This window comes from Actinorhabdospora filicis (assembly GCF_030269765.1).
In the GTDB taxonomy this organism is placed as follows: Bacteria; Actinomycetota; Actinomycetes; order Mycobacteriales; family Micromonosporaceae; genus Actinorhabdospora; species Actinorhabdospora filicis.
Genome location: NZ_BSTX01000001.1, coordinates 506,739 through 523,355, shown reverse-complemented (window position 1 = coordinate 523,355; position 16,617 = coordinate 506,739). Strand labels below are relative to the sequence as shown.

Annotated in this window: 14 protein-coding genes and 4 pseudogenes; 14 read left to right on the top strand and 4 right to left on the bottom strand. The window is 71.1% G+C overall.

All coding sequences use genetic code 11. The annotated features are described in order from the left end of the window. Positions 1-891: 891 nt before the first annotated feature. From QSK10_RS02370 to QSK10_RS02355, 4 genes and pseudogenes are all read left to right on the top strand, one after another. On the top strand, positions 892-1,305 hold the full coding sequence (locus tag QSK10_RS02370) for a DoxX family protein (RefSeq protein WP_285660900.1): 414 nt from the start codon (positions 892-894) through the stop codon (positions 1,303-1,305). Between the two features lie 96 nt (positions 1,306-1,401). After that, entirely contained in the window at positions 1,402-1,860 is a 459-nt protein-coding gene (locus tag QSK10_RS02365) for an NUDIX hydrolase (RefSeq protein ID WP_285660899.1), read from the top strand. Next, positions 1,857-2,522 (top strand): annotated as a pseudogene (locus tag QSK10_RS02360) (ribonuclease HII); the annotation flags it as partial. The gene QSK10_RS02365 and the pseudogene QSK10_RS02360, both read left to right, overlap by 4 nt. Before the next feature lie 44 nt (positions 2,523-2,566). Further along, on the top strand, positions 2,567-2,869 hold the full coding sequence (locus QSK10_RS02355; RefSeq protein ID WP_184785387.1) for a DUF2469 domain-containing protein: 303 nt from the start codon (positions 2,567-2,569) through the stop codon (positions 2,867-2,869). Between the two features lie 429 nt (positions 2,870-3,298). Here QSK10_RS02355 and QSK10_RS02350 read toward each other — a convergent pair. The 3 genes and pseudogenes from QSK10_RS02350 to QSK10_RS02340 form a co-directional block, all read right to left on the bottom strand. Next, positions 3,299-4,132: pseudogene (locus QSK10_RS02350) on the bottom strand (DNA-processing protein DprA); the annotation flags it as partial. Between the two features lie 71 nt (positions 4,133-4,203). Beyond that, the gene (locus tag QSK10_RS02345; protein ID WP_285660898.1) at positions 4,204-5,730 is read right to left on the bottom strand and encodes a YifB family Mg chelatase-like AAA ATPase; all 1,527 of its coding nucleotides are present in this window, start codon (positions 5,728-5,730) and stop codon (positions 4,204-4,206) included. Next, complete coding sequence (locus QSK10_RS02340; protein ID WP_285660897.1) at positions 5,730-6,098, bottom strand: YraN family protein; 369 nt, start codon at positions 6,096-6,098, stop codon at positions 5,730-5,732. The genes QSK10_RS02345 and QSK10_RS02340 overlap by 1 nt, the downstream gene beginning before the upstream one ends. A 176-nt stretch (positions 6,099-6,274) precedes the next feature. Here QSK10_RS02340 and QSK10_RS02335 point away from each other — a divergent pair, with 176 nt between their 5' ends. Together QSK10_RS02335 and QSK10_RS02330 are read left to right on the top strand one after the other, a co-directional pair. After that, the gene (locus QSK10_RS02335) at positions 6,275-7,210 is read left to right on the top strand and encodes a tyrosine recombinase XerC (RefSeq protein ID WP_285660896.1); all 936 of its coding nucleotides are present in this window, start codon (positions 6,275-6,277) and stop codon (positions 7,208-7,210) included. Positions 7,211-7,231: 21 nt separating this feature from the next. After that, a complete protein-coding gene (locus QSK10_RS02330) occupies positions 7,232-8,401 on the top strand; it encodes an aminotransferase class V-fold PLP-dependent enzyme (RefSeq protein ID WP_285660895.1) in 1,170 nt (389 codons plus the stop codon). A 90-nt stretch (positions 8,402-8,491) separates the two neighbouring features. Here QSK10_RS02330 and QSK10_RS34230 read toward each other — a convergent pair. After that, positions 8,492-9,046, bottom strand: a pseudogene (locus QSK10_RS34230) (M23 family metallopeptidase); the annotation flags it as partial. A gap of 243 nt (positions 9,047-9,289) precedes the next feature. On the opposite strand from QSK10_RS34230, the gene QSK10_RS02325 reads away from it, so the two are divergent. The 8 genes and pseudogenes from QSK10_RS02325 to QSK10_RS34225 form a co-directional block, all read left to right on the top strand. Next, positions 9,290-10,111, top strand: a complete 822-nt coding sequence (locus tag QSK10_RS02325; protein WP_285660894.1) for a hypothetical protein — start codon at positions 9,290-9,292, stop codon at positions 10,109-10,111. A gap of 285 nt (positions 10,112-10,396) precedes the next feature. Further along, positions 10,397-11,263, top strand: a complete 867-nt coding sequence (gene rpsB / locus QSK10_RS02320; protein ID WP_285660893.1) for a 30S ribosomal protein S2 — start codon at positions 10,397-10,399, stop codon at positions 11,261-11,263. A 148-nt stretch (positions 11,264-11,411) separates the two neighbouring features. Further along, positions 11,412-12,227, top strand: coding sequence for a translation elongation factor Ts (gene tsf / locus QSK10_RS02315; protein WP_285660892.1), 816 nt, complete (start codon positions 11,412-11,414; stop codon positions 12,225-12,227). Positions 12,228-12,352: 125 nt separating this feature from the next. Then, positions 12,353-13,084 (top strand): UMP kinase, encoded by a 732-nt coding sequence (gene pyrH, locus QSK10_RS02310; RefSeq protein ID WP_285660891.1) that lies wholly within the window; start codon positions 12,353-12,355, stop codon positions 13,082-13,084. Between the two features lie 67 nt (positions 13,085-13,151). Beyond that, positions 13,152-13,709: a ribosome recycling factor gene (gene frr, locus QSK10_RS02305; protein WP_285660890.1), complete on the top strand. Its 558-nt coding sequence runs from the start codon at positions 13,152-13,154 to the stop codon at positions 13,707-13,709. Further along, a complete protein-coding gene (locus tag QSK10_RS02300) occupies positions 13,709-14,965 on the top strand; it encodes a phosphatidate cytidylyltransferase (RefSeq protein ID WP_285660889.1) in 1,257 nt (418 codons plus the stop codon). Before frr ends, QSK10_RS02300 begins: the two co-directional genes overlap by 1 nt. A gap of 55 nt (positions 14,966-15,020) precedes the next feature. Then, complete coding sequence (rlmN, locus tag QSK10_RS02295) at positions 15,021-16,145, top strand: dual-specificity RNA methyltransferase RlmN (RefSeq protein WP_285660888.1); 1,125 nt, start codon at positions 15,021-15,023, stop codon at positions 16,143-16,145. Further along, positions 16,142-16,414: pseudogene (locus tag QSK10_RS34225) on the top strand (DivIVA domain-containing protein); the annotation flags it as partial. The gene rlmN and the pseudogene QSK10_RS34225, both read left to right, overlap by 4 nt. Positions 16,415-16,617: the final 203 nt, after the last annotated feature.

Here is a 16,617-nt window from a genome sequence, read left to right as displayed (position 1 = left end):
GCGCCGATGGCGCGCTGTCGCGGCGCGGCGGCGACCCGCACCGCGCCGTCTCGCCCCGCGCCGCGCTACGGCGCGGCCCCGTCAGCCGGCGGCCCCGCTCCGATCCCGCTGCCCCGGGGCGGCACCGTCCGCTCCACGCCGCGCTGTGGACGTGCCCTACGGCGGCCCCGTCGGAGCACCCATTGCCGCGCCCGGCGCCACGCCGCCCCGCAACACGCTCCGACCATTCACTGAGCCGCGCCACAGCCCCGTCGGGCGCCGCCCACCGAGCGGCACGACGCCGCGCGGCACCCGGCCCGTCCGCACTACAGCTCGCCGCAGCGCTCGATATGGCACCCGCGTGTTCCACGGCGCGGCCCCTCAGGTGCGTCCTGTGCAGCACTCAAGGCGTTCAACGGCGGTCCAGCGCGGCGCGCCGCAGCGGCACCACCCAGGGACTCGGCTCGGCACCGCGCCGAGCGCCGCATCGGAGCCAGGCCGCGCCGCACGAAACGCCACCGTCACCTGTGAGGCCCGGCCAGCGTGACCGTGCCACGGCGACAACGGCGCACCACAAGCAGGTTGTACAACGTAGTTGTGAAACCCCGTGAGGTCACTCGGAGCCGCCCTGTAGGACGTCCGGCGCCCCGCCGATAGGGCCGCGCCGCCGCACCCCTCGCCGCGCCGTCACCGGTCCCGTGCCAGCCCGGAACCCCGCGCCGCTCGCTCCGTCGGTGCCGCGCGGTCAGCCCCCCGCGTCGCGCGCGACCTGCGAAAACACTTACTCCACGCGGCGCGCGTGACGGCGCCGCGCCGTCGCTGAAACGGCACGGCGCGGATCGGTCACAACCACCCGGCCCCATCCGTCAGAGAGGCAGAAGAACACATCCGATCGAACCGGGAGCCACCCCCATGAACCCGACGACCGTCACCCCGATCCCGCTGCGCTCGCGGGTCCAGCCGTTCATCCGGCCCGCCGTCTTCTGGCTCCTCAGCCTCCCCGTCCTCGTCGAGTCCGTCGTCGGCGCGTGGTGGGACCTCGACCGCGTCGACTACGTCGTCGAGACCTTCCAGCACCTCGGCTACCCGCTCTACTTCCTCACGATCATGGGTGTCGCGAAGCTCCTGGCCGTCGCGGTCCTGCTCCTGCCCCGCCTGCCCCGCCTCAAGGAATGGGCATACGCCGGCCTGCTCTTCGTCTACGGGGGCGCGTCGGTCTCCCACCTAGCCGTCGGCGACGAAGCCCCCGCCGTCATCTCCCCACTCGGGTTCGCGGCGCTCACCGTCGCGGCGTGGGCACTCCGCACCGCCCGCCCGGCGCGCTGAACGACGCGCCGACGGCGCCGCCCCGCGACGGAGCGGCGCCGCGCCGCCGTACCCGCCGCTGGCCGATCGGCGGGCGGCCACGTAATGTCGATCGGCGTGACGACTCCAGCCGAGGTAAGAGAGCGCCGCGCCGGACGGGTCCTGCTCCTCGACGCCGACGACCGCGTCCTCCTATTCCGTGGTTGCGACCCGGCCGTCCCGGACGACAAGTACTGGTTCACCCCCGGCGGCGGCTTCGACGAGGGCGAGGAGCCCCGCCAGGCCGCGGCGCGCGAGCTCTTCGAGGAAACCGGGCTGCGCCTTCCCGAGACCGAACTGGGCGAGCCGGTGCACGAGGACATCACCGAGTTCAGCTTCGACGGCCGTCGATACCGGCAACGCCAGTGGTTCTATGTGGCGCGAGTCGCCTCGTGGGAGGTCGACACCGCTGGATTCGAACCCATCGAGCGGACCACAATGGATGAGCATCACTGGTGGAGCCTCACCGAACTTGAGGCCACCGGTGAGCGCTACTACCCGGCCAACCTGACCCGCATCCTGCGTGAGGTCCTGTGATCACGATCCCCCGCACCATCGTCCGGCGCGACGGCGACCTCTACACGCTTGAGGACGCGCTCCGTCGCCGCGGATTCGGCACCGTCGCGGGCGCCGATGAGGCCGGACGCGGCGCCTGCGCGGGGCCGCTCGTCGTCGCCGCGGCGATCCTCCCGCCGGGCAAGCGCGGACGAGTCCCGGGGCTCGCCGACTCGAAGCTGCTCACGCCCGCCGTCCGCGACGAGGTCTACACCGAGATCGTGGCGCGCGCGACGGCCTACTCGATCGTGATCATCGGCCAGGACCTGGTCGACGGCCGCGGCCTGCACGTGTGCAACCTCACGGGCATGCGCCGCGCGCTCGCGAAGCTGTCCGTCGCACCCGACTATGTGCTGACGGACGGTTTCGCCGTGGACGGTCTGCCCGTACCCGGGCTGGCCGTGTGGAAGGGTGACCAGGTGGCGGCGTGCATCGCCGCCGCGAGCGTGCTCGCGAAGGTCACCAGGGACAGACTCATGGACGACTGGCACGAGAGGTTCCCGCAGTACGGGTTCGACGCGCACAAGGGCTACGTCACCGCCGTGCACCAAGCGGCGCTGGTGGAGCACGGTCCGTGCGAGGCGCACCGGCGTTCCTACGCGAATGTCAGGAACGCGGGAGTGTCGCGGCGGGCTGCGGCGCCGGGCGAGTCGGTCATGAGTGACAATGACGGGGTGGAGGCCGCGATATGAGCGCTGAGGATCTCGAGAAGTACGAGACCGAGATGGAGCTTCAGCTCTACCGGGAGTACCGCGACATCGTTCGCCAGTTCTCGTACGTGGTGGAGACCGAGCGGCGGTTCTATCTCGCCAATCACGTGGAAATGCACGTGCGGAACACCGACGGTGAGGTGTTCTTCGAGGTCGAGATGCGCGACGCGTGGGTCTGGGACATGTACCGGCCGGCACGCTTCGTGAAGAACGTCCGGGTCATGACGTTCAAGGACGTCAATGTCGAAGAGCTGGACAAACCAGACATCACTCTGCCGTAGCGAGACTGAGAACGTCGCGGCCCGCGCCAACCGGCGCGGGCCGTTTCTCGTGCGGCGGACGCGGCGCCGCTCGCTACGCCGCGCCGCGCCGATGACGGGGCCGCCCCGTGCCACGGCGCCGCGCCTCACGGGGCGAGCACACGACGCCGCCGCGCCGCGCGCCCGCCCCGTTGCGGCTAAGTCGGCGCGCATCCGCCACCTCCCGCCCGCCTCGTCGACGAGTCCGGCCATCAGCAGCTCCGGCAGCGACCGCATGACGTCGCGGGCGTCCAGCCCGGACTGCGCCGCGATCTGATCGGGCAGCGCGCCCGCGCGGCGCGGCACCGCGTCCAGGACCCGCGCCGCGATCGGGCTGAGCCGGTCCCGCGCCCCGTCGGCGGCGCGGAGCGGCTCGGCGAGGTCGTCGCCGAGCCGCCCGACGTCCTCGATGATCTCCTCGGGCCGGGTCACGATGCGCGCACCCCCGGGCTCACGGGCGAGCTGATGGACCCCCGTGCTGTATCGCGAATCGATGCTCGACGGCACGATCATCAGCGGCCGGTCCAGCTCCACCGCGCGCCGCGCCGTGTTGCGCGCCCCGCTGCGCAGCGCCGCCTCCACGACGACGGTGCCGAGCGTCGCGGCGGCGATCAGCCGGTTCCGGACGAGGAACCGGTACTTCTGCGGCACCGACCCCGGCGGCAGCTCCGTGACGAGCAGCCCCCGCTCCGCGATCTCGTCGAAGAGCCTGCTGTTCCGCAGCGGGTAGTACAGGTCGATGCCGGTGGCGAGGACCGCGATCGTCGCGGCGCCGTCCTCGCCGAGCAGCGCGCCCCGATGCGCCGCGGCGTCGATGCCGTCCGCGCCGCCGGACACCACGCCCCAGCCGCGCTCGGCGAGACCGAGCGCGAACCGCCGGGCGATGCCGATCCCGTACTGGCTCGCGGCGCGGGACCCCACGATCGCGACGGAGCGCTCCAGCGTGTCTCTCAAGTGCGCGGGTCCGCGCGCCCAGAGGCAGAACGGGACGCCCTCGTCGCCGCTGCTCTCCGCCGAGGCCGCGAGGTCCCCGAGGCGCTCGTGCCACTCATCGTCGCCGGGGATGATCACGCGCGCGCCGAGGGCGTGCGTCGCGTCCAGCACGGCCTTGCCGAGGCCGAACGGGTCGCGTCCCGCCAGGCGGTTGTTCGCCACCGCCTGGAGCTGCGGCGGCAACCGCCCCTCGCGGAGCCTGCCGAGCAGGTCACCGGGCTCGACCGCGTCCAGCAGCTCGTTGGCCGGCATCAGGCCGCTGGGGAAGAGAGACGCGAAGAGGACACGGATCAGGCGATCGGATTCAGACATGTCTCCCCCTTTCAGAGGTTGTTCCCGAGCCGCAGGCCGGTGGCCTCGGCGAGGTCGTCCTTGTCGGGGCGTTCCCGCCCGGCGAGGTCGCAGATGGACCAGGCGATCCGCAGGATGCGGTGATAGCCGCGCGCCGTGATCCGCCCGGAGTCGAGCATCCAGTCGGCGACACCGGTGACCGCGCGCGGCAGTCGCCACGGATGGCGGCTCAGCCGCGTCCCCGACACCTCCGCGTTCGAGACGGCGCCGAACCCCGCGCCGTCCCACCGCGCCGCCGCGGCGCGGCGCGCCGTGAGCACGCGCCCCGCGACGGCCTCGGAGTGCTCGACACCGTCCGGCTCGTCCAGCAGCGCCGCGCGGGACACCGGCTCCAGCGTCAAGTGGATGTCGATCCGGTCCAGCAACGGCCCTGAGAGCTTCCCGAGGTAGCGGCTGCGCGCGGCTGGCGCGCACTCGCAGTCCATCGCCTGCGCCGCGGCGCAGGGACACGGATTCGCCGCGAGGAGCAGCTGCACCCGCGCCGGGTACCGGACGACGCCCATCGAGCGGTTGATGCTGATCTCGCCGCACTCCAGCGGCTGCCGCAGGGCGTCCAGGACGTCCCGCCGGAACTCCGGGACCTCGTCCAGGAACAGCACCCCGCGATGCGCCAGCGAAAGCGCCCCCGGACGCGCGATGCCGAGCCCACCGCCGACCAGCGCCGCCATCGACGCCGAATGGTGCGGCGCCTGGAACGGCGCGCGCCGCACCAGCCCCTCGTCGTCCCGCAGCGCCCCGGCGATCGAATGGATCGCCGTGACGTCGCGGGCCTCCTCGTCGTTCAAGCGCGGCAGGATCGGCGGGAGCCGCTCCGCGAGCATCGTCTTACCGACCCCCGGCGGCCCTACGAGGAACATGTTGTGACCACCCGCCGCCGCGATCTCCAGCGCGCGCTTCGCCGAATCCTGCCCGACCACATCGGCGATGTCGGGCTCGAAATCGAGCGGGTCGTCCAGCGACGGCGGCACCTCCAGCAGGTCCCCGCCGCCCCCGGCGAGGCCGTCGACCAGCGCACGCAGCGACCTCGCGCCGCGAACCCTGATGCCCTCGACATGGCTGGCCTCCCGGAGGTTCTCCGGCGGGACGACCGCCGTCACCGCGCTCGTCTCCCGCGCCGCCATCAGCGCCGGGAGAACACCCCGCACCGGGCGCAGCTGCCCGTCCAGGCCGAGCTCGCCGATCGGGACCAGCCCCTCGCACAACTCGACCGGGACCTGGCGGCTGGCGACGAGCAGCGCCAACGCGATCGCGATGTCGAAGCTCGACCCGTGCTTCGGGAGCGCGGCCGGGAGCAGGTTGATAGCGATGCGCTGGTCCGGCCACTGGAACCCGGAGTTCACCACCGCCGAGCGGACCCGGTCACGCGCTTGACCGAGCACCGTGTCGGGCAGCCCCGACAGCACGACACGAGGCTGCCCACGATCGATGTGGGCCTCCACCGTGACGTTGTGACCGACGAGGCCGATGAGGCCGACGGCGTGGATCTTCGCGTAACCCATCACAGCACCTCCCGGCGGTGCCGCAGCTGCACCGGACCGTCGGCCGGGACGACGACGCCGATCACGTCGAACCTGAGCCGCTCACCACTGCCCGGATGCTCCTTCAGCCACTCCGCGGCGAGTCTCCGAATGCGCCGCGCCTTCGCCTCGTCCACCGCTTCGAACGGCGTGCCCTGGCGCTCCGTGCGGCGTGTCTTGACCTCGCAGAACACGACTGTGCCGCGCTTCTCGCGGGCGATCAGGTCGAGCTCGCCGTGGCGGCAGCGCCAGTTGCGGTCCAGGACGGTCATGCCGTCCTCGCCGAGGTGGCGTGCGGCGATTTCCTCGCCGAAGCGGCCGAGGCGGTTCTTCTCACGCTGGGTTGACATGATTCCTCCGAATCAGAGCCGGACATGTCGGTACAGCTTGAGCGCTCCGCAAGGGATATTCCAGTCGTAACCTCCCGGACCTGTGGATAACTGGTCGGTTGTGGATAACTCGTGTGCTCGGCGCGACAACTTGACAGAAGCGGTGTCGGCGGACGAAGGTCGATCCCGTGAGTCCAGTGCGACGTTCCGATCTGCAGAAAGCCCATGAGAGCCTGTCCGCGGAGATGCGGGAGGCGGTGGCAGGGTTCGCCGCGCACCTCTCCGACGTGCGCCGACGCTCCGAGCACACCGTCCGCGCCTATACCGGCGACGTCACGTCTCTGCTCGACTACGCGCGCCGCCAGGGCGCGCACACAGTGGGCGACCTCGACCTGGACCTGCTCCGCGGCTGGCTCGGCGAGCTCCGCGCCGCGGGCGTCGCACGCGCCACCGTCGCGCGGCGCGCCGCCGCCGCGCGGACGTTCACCGCGTGGGCGCAGCGCACGGAGATCGCCGAGGAGAACCCCGGCATGCGCCTCGGCGTGCCCCGTGTCAACCGTAAGGTCCCCACGGTGCTGCGCGCGGCGCAGGCGACGGAGCTGGTCGAGGTGGCCACGATCGACGCATCGCCGATCGGCCTGCGCGACCGCGTCGTCCTGGAGCTGCTCTACGCGTCGGGCATCCGCGTCTCGGAGCTGTGCGGCCTCGACGTCGCCGACATCGACGCGTCGCGCCGATTGCTGCGCGTCATCGGCAAGGGTGACAAGGAACGGATGGTGCCTTACGGCGTCCCGGCGCAGGACGCGCTGGACGAGTACCTCGCGCACGGACGCCCGGAGCTGGTCACCGACGCCGACGACCGCGCGTTGCTCCTCGGCGTGCGGGGCGGGCGGCTTCATCCGACGGTGGTGCGCCGCATCGTGCGCGGCGCGGCACTGTCGGCGGGCCTGGCACACACGACGCCGCACGGTATGCGGCACAGCGCGGCGACGCACATGATCGAAGGTGGTGCTGATCTCCGGTCGGTGCAGGAGCTGCTCGGGCATGCCACGATCGGTACGACACAGATCTACACCCATGTGTCGGCCGAACGTCTGCGGGAGGCTTTCACCCAGGCACACCCGCGGGCCTGATCACCGCGCGTCTGGAGTCAGATGTCCCACCCCTCCGTTCCCGAGCCCGTGCCCGGCGGCGCAGTCCTCTTCGACCACGATCCCGCGATCGCCAATCTCAACCACGGCTCCGTCGGCTCGGTGCCCGTGCCCGTCCGCCAGCGCAGGCGCCTCATCACCGATGAGCTAGAGCGCGACCCGCGTGGTTTCTTCAAGGCGCGCGTCGAACGTGTCACCGCCGCCCGGCACGCCGTCGCCGGACTCGTCGGCGCCGACCCCGAGCTCACCGCCTTCGTCACCAACATGACCACCGGCGCGGCGGTCGTCCTCAACTCGCTCGACCTGGCCGCCGGCGACGAGGTCATCACCACCGATCACGGCTACGGGGCGATCGGCTACAACGTCGATGCCCACGTCGCCCGAACGGGAGTCGTCCGCAAGATCGCCGAGATCCCCCTAACCCCGACAGATGACGAAGTCGTCGAAGCGGTGCTCGGGCAGGTCACCGACCGCACCAGGCTCGCGATCGTCGACCACATCACCTCCGCGACCGCGCGCCTGTTCCCGATCGAGCGGCTGGCGCGGGAGCTGCGCTCGCGTGGAGTTCCGCTCCTGGTGGACGCCGCCCACGTTCCCGGCCACATCCCGGCCGACGTGACCGCCCTTGGCGCCGACTTCTGGGTCGGGAACCTGCACAAGTGGGCCTTCGCTCCCCGGGGGACGGCTCTCCTCACCGTCGCTCCCGAGTGGAAGGACCGTATCCGCCCCCTTGTCGCCTCCTGGCAGCACGAGAGTGGATACCCCGTCGCCGTCGAGTACAACGGCACCGACGACTACACCAACTGGCTCGCCAGCCCGTTCGGCGTCGAGCTTCTCCACGACCTCGGCTTCGAGCGGGTCAGCGACCACAACCGCCGACTCGCCCACTATGGACAGTCCGTTCTCGCCAAGGCCCTGAACGTCGAGGTCCCGGACCCCGGTCTGTCCGACCTCGCCATGCGACTGGTGATGCTCCCTCCCGGCGTCGGGGACACCGACGAGAAGGCCGCCGTCATCGAGGACGCGGTCCGGCGCCAGCTCGGTGTGGAGCTCACCGTCAACGCCTTCGGCGGCCAGGGGACGATGCGCATCGCTGCGCAGGTGCACAACCGGTCGGCGCAGTACGAATCGCTCGCGGACCGGCTTCCGGCGCTGCTTCACTCGCTCGGCTGAGGCTCCGCAACGACAGACCCGGACGAGGCGACCGGGACGGGGCAGCAGGCGCACGCGCCCTGTCCCGAGCGCCGACGAAGGGTCGACGTACACGCCGTCGACGAGCAGCCCCCAGTGGAGGCAGGTGATCTCGGCGCAGTGGCCGTGCCCGGACCGCAGGTGCCCGATCACCTCTCCCCGGCGTACCTTCTGACCGGCGTATACGACGGGTGAGATCGACTCGTACGTCGTCCGCACGCGTTCGGAGTGGTCGATGCTCACCACACCCTTGCCCGCCACCGGTCCCGCGTACCTGATGACGCCGTCCGCGGCGGCGAGGACGGCACGCCCCTCCTCCGCCGAAAGATCGACGCCGCGATGTCCTGCGCCCCACGCTGATGACGGCACCTCGAAGCCACGGACCACCCGGAACGGGCGCCGCAAGGGCCATGTAAGACCGGTGACGAGCTCGCCGCCGGGCGCACGCTTCCCGGAATTGGGCGACTGCTCATCCGAGTTCCCGGAGACGCGGTCCTCGCGGTCGGGAGGCCTCGGTCTGTCGCCCAGAGCCGACTTGGACGCGGGGGAGAGCGCGGGCGGCGGGAGTGACCACAGGAGTAGTGCGAGTAGTACGAACACGATCGAAATCAGGAGATATTTGCTCATTAGGGCAGAGTGCGATGGAAGTCAAGCGAACGTCAAGTGACCTCCGAAAAACCTGTGGATTACTGGTCAGTTGTGGATAACTTGGCGTAAATACGCCATCGATTCGAGCGTGCACGCTTCCTAACCGTCTGCGATGTACATACACGCCCATCTGAAGATCGTCGAAAAGATCACGGGCGATATCCGTACATGTCGTATCCGGAACTGGCGTGCGCCGCCGGAGGTGCCCTACTCTCCCGGACCGTGGCCGAACATCAGCGCAACTACCCCGACCCCCACCAACCCTCTGACGGGGGCTCGCTCTGGGAGCCGAACACGGCCGGACGCCGCGCCTCCGAATGGCCCGAGCCGCCCGCGTCGCGGCACGACGCGGAAAACCACCCCGCCCAGGCCGAGCAGTGGCAGCTCGGCGGCGGCGACCACGAGCAGCGGTCCCGTCAGATGCCCGAACCACAGGTCGTGGACCCCGAGCTCGCGGCGCTCGCGGGCGGCGACACCCGCCCCGCACCCGAGCGCGGACCGTTCCCGCCCACCTTCGAGGAGCCGCGCCGCGCGGCGCAGCACGCGTCGCCGCCGCTGCAGGCGGGCCCCACGGAGCAGCTCGCGGGGCCGCCCATGCCGCAGATGGCGCCGCCGCCCACGGTGCGGCAGGCGCCCATCGACCCGCCGACGCAGGCGTACCCCTCCGTGCCGCGCATGCAGGACCGGCGCACGGAGCCGGTCAACCGGCGGCCCGTGCCGCCCGCCGAGGTCGTCGAAGGCGTCTACCGCAAGAAGCGCCCGGCGCTCGCGCTGCTCGTGGCGCTCGTGTCGGCGGTGGCGATCATCCCCGCGCTCGTCCTGCTGGCGCGCTCGCTGTTCGCGGACAACCTCTCTGTGGGCGGTGTCGTGGCGGGCGTCCTGCTGGTCATCGGCATCCCGCTCGTCGGCGCGGGCCTGTCGCCGCTGCTCGGTGCCGGTCCGCGCGTCGGTGGGCGTGAGATGAGCGCGCTGCTGCGCCCGCCCTACGTGTACCTCGTGACCGGACTCGTGCTGGTCGTCGCGGCGGGGCTCGCCGCGGCGTGACGTCGGGGCGGCCCCGTTCGCCCGGTGGGCCGGGTGGCCGGGGCCGCTTCCGGGCAGGTGCCGTACACTTGGCAACCGGCGGTCACCCATGTGGCCGACTTCGCGTGCCTTCTCGCGTTCGCTCCGGTCAACGGCGACGCGGGCGGCGGCCTCCCTGGTCTCGTACTCACATACGGGTCCACCTACGGCCACCGACCGGGCACCAGGCGATGGCCGTAGGTCATCGAACAACCAGGGAGCACGGTCGGTCCGTATACGACCGTGCGTGACGAAAGGGCCCGGCTCATGCCAGCGGTCAACCTCCGCCAGCTGCTCGAAAGCGGCGTGCACTTCGGCCACCAGACGCGTCGCTGGAACCCGAAGATGAAGCGCTACATCCTCACCGAGCGCAACGGCATCTACATCATCGACCTGCGCCAGACGCTCGACTACATCGCCAAGGCGCACGACTTCATCAAGAACACCGTCGCCGAGGGCGGCCACATCCTGTTCGTCGGCACCAAGAAGCAGGCGCAGGAGGCCATCAGCGAGCAGGCCGTGCGCGTCGGGATGCCCTACGTGAACTACCGCTGGCTCGGCGGGATGCTCACCAACTTCCAGACGATCTACAAGCGCACCCAGCGTCTCAAGGAGCTTGAGGCCCTTGAGCAGTCCGGCGAGACGCAGGGCCGCACCAAGCGCGAGCTGCTGACCCTCATGCGTGAGAAGGACAAGCTCTCCCGCACCCTCGGCGGCCTCCGTGACATGGGCAAGCTCCCGTCGGCGATCTGGGTCGTCGACACCAAAAAGGAGCACATCGCGGTCGACGAGGCGCGCAAGCTGGGCATCCCGGTCGTCGCGATCCTCGACACCAACTGCGACCCGGACGAGGTCGACTTCCCGATCCCGGGTAACGACGACGCGATCCGCTCCGCCGCGCTGCTCACCCGCGTCCTGGCCGACGCCGTCGCCGAGGGCCTCATCGCCCGCGCCGGCGCCGCGCGCGGCGAGGAGAAGCCCGAGGGTGGCGCCGCGACCGCCGAGCCGCTGGCCGAGTGGGAGCGCGAGCTGCTCGAAGGCGAGACCAAGACCGAAGAGGCTCCCGCTGCCGTCGCTGAGGCCGCCGTTGAGGCTGCCCCCGCCGAGGCCGCGGCCGAGACCACCGAGTCCTGACGTTCGCACCCCGGGGCGCGGCGCCGCAGTAGCGCGCCCCGGGGCTTCGCCGCGCCGTCGTTTCGACGCGCGGATCCGTGCGGCACAGACCGAGAACTTTCCCCGGGCGCGCGCCACGGCGTCCGGAGGCGACAAGTGGAGAGCAACCATGGCGAACTTCACCATCCAGGACATCAAGAAGCTGCGCGAGATGACCGGCTCGGGCATGACCGACGTCAAGAAGGCCCTGGCCGAGGCCGACGGCGACTTCGACAAGGCCGTCGAGATCCTCCGGATCAAGGGTGCCAAGGACGTCGGCAAGCGCCAGGGCCGCACCGCCGCCAACGGCCTCATCGCGCAGTCCGGCAACGCGCTGCTCGAACTGAACTGTGAGACCGACTTCGTCGCCAAGAACGGCGCGTTCATCGAGCTCGCGCAGTCGCTCATCGAGCACGTCGCCGCCACCAAGCCGGCCGACCTCGACGCGCTGCTCGGCTCCGAGCTGAACGGCAAGCCGGTCGCCGACGTCATCTCCGAGGAGTCGGCCAAGATCGGCGAGAAGATCGTCCTGAGCCGCTTCGCGGTCGTCGCGGGCGACGTCGCGGTCTACATGCACCGCAAGGCCGAGGACCTGCCGCCGCAGGTCGGCGTCCTCGTCTCCTACGAGGGCGGCGACGGCTCCGCGGCGCGCGACGCCGGCATGCAGGTCGCCGCGATGCGCCCGAAGTGGACGCACCGCGACGAGGTCCCGGCCGAGGACGTCGAGAACGAGCGCCGCATCGCCGAGCAGACCGCTCGCGAGGAGGGCAAGCCGGAGCAGGCGATCACCAAGATCGTCGAGGGTCGCGTGAACTCCTTCTTCAAGGACTTCGTGCTGCTGGAGCAGTCCTCCGTGAAGGAGCCCAAGAAGTCCGTCGAGGCCGTCCTCAAGGACCAGGGCGTCACGGTCAAGGGCTTCGTCCGCTTCGAGGTCGGCCAGGCCTGAGGCCCGGCAAGCGAAGCGAGCGCCGAGAAAACAGCCTGAAACGTGGAGGTCGCCGGTGGAAGCACACCCACCGCGGCCTCCACGTTCGCATACCGGCACACCGCCGTCCAGGAGGAGGTCACCACATGACTGACAACGCCGTTCCCCGCTACCGCCGGGTCGTTCTGAAGCTGTCCGGAGAGGTGTTCGGCGGCGGTGCCGTCGGCGTCGACCCCGACGTGGTCGCCGGTATCGCCGGCCAGATCGCCAAGGCCAGCGCGGGTGGAGCGCAGATCGCCGTCGTCATGGGCGGCGGGAACTTCTTCCGGGGCGCCGAGCTTCAGGCGCGCGGCATGGAGCGTGCGCGCGCCGATTACATGGGCATGCTCGGCACCGTCATGAACTGCCTCGCGCTGCAGGACTTCCTTGAGAAGCGCGGCGTCGACACGCGCGTCCAGACCGCCATCACCATGGCGCAGGTCGCCGAGGCCTACATTCCCCGCCGCGCCATCCGGCACCTTGAGAAGGGCCGCGTCGTCATCTTCGGCGCCGGCGCCGGGATGCCCTACTTCTCCACCGACACCGTCTCGGCGCAGCGCGCGCTGGAGATCAAGGCCGACGCGGTGCTCATGAGCAAGAACGGCGTCGACGCCGTCTACACCGCCGACCCGCGCACCGACCCGTCCGCCACGCGCCTGGAGAAGCTCACCTTCGAAGAGGCGCTGCGCCGCGACATCCAGGTGGCCGACGCGGCGGCCTTCAGCCTCTGCAAGGAAAATAACCTTCCGATGGTCGTCTTCGGCGCCGAAGGGGAGGACACCATCGCGCGGGCCCTGAGTGGTGAGAGGATCGGAACGCTCATCACCTCCGAGGGCTGACGCCCACCACAGACCAGAACGGCCCGAACGCCCGCGAGAAGGCACTCCAAGGAGAGGCGACACCACGGTGATTGAAGAGACGCTCCTCGAAGCCGAGGAGAAGATGGAGAAGGCGATCGAGCACGCCAAGGAGGAGTTCGGCGCGATCCGCACCGGACGCGCGAGCGCCGCCATGTTCAGCAAGATCATGATCGACTACTACGGCACCCCCACGCCGCTGCCCCAGATGGCGTCCATCGGTGTGCCGGAGCCGCGCATGGTCATCATCAAGCCGTACGACGCCTCGCAGACTGCCGCGATGGAGCGCGCGCTGCGCGACTCCGACCTTGGTGTCAACCCCAACAACGAGGGCAGCCAGCTCCGCCTCAACCTTCCGCAGATGACGGAGGAGCGGCGCCGCGAGATGACCAAGGTCGCGCGCCACAAGGGCGAGGAGTCCAAGGTCACCATCCGCAACATCCGCCGGAAGGGCAAGGACGAGCTCGACCGCCTCGTCCGCGACGGCGAGACGGGTGAGGACGACGGCCGCCGCGCCGAGAAGGAGCTGGACGACCTCACCGCGCGCTTCGTGAAGCTCATCGACGAGATGGTGCAGCACAAAGAGACCGAGCTTCTCGAAGTCTGATGGGCCAACAGGACCTGTCCGCCTCCGGTGACGGCCACGCGCCTCGTCGGAGGCGGCATCACGGGGCTGAGCCCGAGGGCGCCCCGTACTACGACGGCGACCCCTACGCGTCGCGTGAGACCGACCCGTACGCTCCGCGCGACGCGGAGCGGTACCCGGGCCCGGCCGGTGCGCGGCACGACGCCGACCCGTACGGACCGAACGACGCCGACCGCTACGCGCCGCGCGATGCCGATGGGTACCCGCGGCGCGACGCGGACCGGTACGGGCCGTACGACGGCGACGGGTACGCGCCGCGCGACACCGACCCGTACCCGCCCTACGACGCGGAGCGCTACGCGCCGCGCGACGGCGACGATTACGCCGCGGATGACGCCGACCGCTACGCGCTCCGCACGGACGGCGCCGCGCCGTCCGACGACGCAGCGCCGCCGCCCGCCGCCTCGCCGGGGCGCGCGGGGCGGAACCTGCCCATGGCGATCGCGGTCGGCTGCGGCCTCGGCGCCGTCGTCCTCGCGTCGCTGCTCGTCTACCGGCCCGCGTTCGTGGTCCTGGTCGCCATCGCCGTCGGCGTCGGCCTCTGGGAGCTCGTCCGGGCCATCGGCACGCGCCACAAGGTCCCGTTGATCCCGCTCGTCGCGGGCGGCGCGGGCATGTCGGCGATGGCGTGGTTCGGCGGTGCGGAGAGCCTCGTCCTCGGCCTCGGACTCACCATCGTGGTCGTCATGGCGTGGCGCCTGGCGGACGGACCGGCGAACTACCTGGGCGACATGCTCGCGTCGGTGCTCGCCGCGGTGTGGGTGCCGTTCCTCGCGGGCTTCGCGGTGCTGCTGGCGGTGCCCGAGGACGGGGCTCTGCGGATCATCGTCACGCTCGCCCTCGTCGTCCTCAGCGACACGGGCGGTTACGTGGCCGGTGTCCTGTTCGGCAAGCACCCGATGGCGCCGAAGGTGAGCCCGAAGAAGTCGTGGGAGGGCATGGGCGGCTCCGTGGTCGCCTGCGCCGTCGGCGGCGCACTGATGCTCTACTTCGCGTTCGACGTCGACTGGTGGAAGGGCGCGCTGTTCGGCCTCGCCATCACGATCGTCGCGACGCTCGGTGACCTCACCGAATCCATGATCAAGCGCGACCTCGGCGTCAAGGACATGAGCGGCCTCATCCCCGGTCACGGGGGGCTCATGGACCGCCTGGACTCGATCCTCCTGGCGGCCCCGACGGCCGTGGTGTTGCTGACAGCCTTGGCTCCGCCCGCGTGACGTCCGCCCGCTGGTGCGTACGAAGGCGGGCGGACGTGGGAGACTGGCTGATGATATGACGACCACGCCGCTAACCCTGAAACCGCGCCGCCGCACCGCGCCGCCCCGCCACCTCGCCGACCTCGACATGGCCGCCCGCAAGGAGGCCGTGGCCGAGGCCGGGCAGCCGGCCTTCCGCGCCGCCCAGCTGTCGAACCACTACTTCGGGCGTCAGCTGTCGGACGTCGCGCAGATGAGCGACCTCCCGGCCGCGGCGCGGGAGCGTCTCGGCGCGGAGCTGCTCCCCGCGTTGCTGACCCCCGTCACGGAGGTCGCCTGCGACGACGGGCAGACGCGCAAGACGGTGTGGCGTCTGCACGACGGCTCGCTCGTCGAGAGCGTCCTCATGGGCTACACCGACCGGACGACCGTGTGCGTTTCCTCACAAGCGGGCTGCGGCATGGCGTGCCCGTTCTGCGCGACGGGGCAGGCCGGGCTCACCCGGAACCTGTCGACGGCCGAGATCGTCGACCAGGTCGTCTCCGCGGCGCGCACGTCGCGCGAGACGGGGCTGGGACGGCTGTCGCACGTGGTGTTCATGGGCATGGGCGAGCCGCTGGCCAACTACGACCGGGTGCTCCGCGCGCTGCGCCGCCTGACCGACCCCGCGCCGGACGGCCTCGGCCTATCCCAGCGGCACATCACCGTCTCGACGGTGGGTCTGGTTCCGGCCATTCGGCGCTTGACCGCCGAGGAGCTTTCGGTAACGCTCGCCTTGTCGCTGCACGCGCCGGACGATGAGCTGCGGGACGAGCTGGTCCCGGTGAACAACCGCTGGAAGGTTGACGAGGTGCTTGACGCGGCGTGGGAGTATGCAAGCCGCACAGGGCGACGGGTGTCGATTGAATACGCGATGATACGAGACGTGAACGATCAGCCGTGGCGGGCCGATCTTCTCGGCCGGTTGCTGGCCGGGAAACTCGTGCACGTTAATCTCATCCCGCTCAACCCGACCCCGGGGAGTCGCTGGGATGCGAGCCCGAAGGCGGTAGAGAGGGAGTTCGTCCGACGGCTGCGCGCCGCGGGCGTGGCGACCACAGTGCGCGACACGCGTGGACGTGAGATCGATGGTGCGTGCGGGCAGCTCGCCGCCTCCCAAGGGACGGCGGATGCGCGCATGCAGGCGGAGGTGGCCGAGTGACGAGTCAGGGTGAACGGTTCCGGCGCAGGGCCCTGCGCCGTGGCTACAAGGTGGACGAGGTGGACGCCTTCCTCGACCGCGTTGAAGCCACTCTGGAGGGCCAGCCGATCGGTCCACCTGTGGCTTCGCAGGAAGTCGACGACGTCGTCTTCCGCGTGCGCTTCGGCGGGTACGACGAGTGGCAGGTCGACGTCTACCTCGACCGCGTCGCGCGGCAGCTCTCGGAGCTGGAGGAGCGCGGCGTCCTCGGACGCGCCCCCGCGCCGGACTTCGAAGGGCGCGGCGCGCGTGGCGGTGCGCGGGACACGCACGACCCGCGTGACCCCCGCGACGTCCACGAGCACCGCGGCGTCCGCGAGATGCACGATCCGCGCGACCGCGACCCGCGTGAGCTGCACGACCCCCGCGACGCGCGCGACCCGCGCGGCATGGACCCCCGCGGCGTCGACGCGCGTATGGGCGGCATGGACCC

Excerpts from the sequence above, each read along its gene's own strand:
- QSK10_RS02370 (WP_285660900.1), top strand. The coding sequence starts at position 892 with ATGAACCCGACGACCGTCACCCCGATCCCGCTGCGCTCGCGGGTCCAG.
- QSK10_RS02355 (WP_184785387.1), top strand. The coding sequence starts at position 2,567 with ATGAGCGCTGAGGATCTCGAGAAGTACGAGACCGAGATGGAGCTTCAG.
- QSK10_RS02345 (WP_285660898.1), bottom strand. The coding sequence starts at position 5,730 with ATGGGTTACGCGAAGATCCACGCCGTCGGCCTCATCGGCCTCGTCGGT.
- QSK10_RS02340 (WP_285660897.1), bottom strand. The coding sequence starts at position 6,098 with ATGTCAACCCAGCGTGAGAAGAACCGCCTCGGCCGCTTCGGCGAGGAA.
- QSK10_RS02330 (WP_285660895.1), top strand. The coding sequence starts at position 7,232 with ATGTCCCACCCCTCCGTTCCCGAGCCCGTGCCCGGCGGCGCAGTCCTC.
- rpsB (WP_285660893.1), top strand. The coding sequence starts at position 10,397 with ATGCCAGCGGTCAACCTCCGCCAGCTGCTCGAAAGCGGCGTGCACTTC.
- tsf (WP_285660892.1), top strand. The coding sequence starts at position 11,412 with ATGGCGAACTTCACCATCCAGGACATCAAGAAGCTGCGCGAGATGACC.
- pyrH (WP_285660891.1), top strand. The coding sequence starts at position 12,353 with ATGACTGACAACGCCGTTCCCCGCTACCGCCGGGTCGTTCTGAAGCTG.
- QSK10_RS02300 (WP_285660889.1), top strand. The coding sequence starts at position 13,709 with ATGGGCCAACAGGACCTGTCCGCCTCCGGTGACGGCCACGCGCCTCGT.
- rlmN (WP_285660888.1), top strand. The coding sequence starts at position 15,021 with ATGACGACCACGCCGCTAACCCTGAAACCGCGCCGCCGCACCGCGCCG.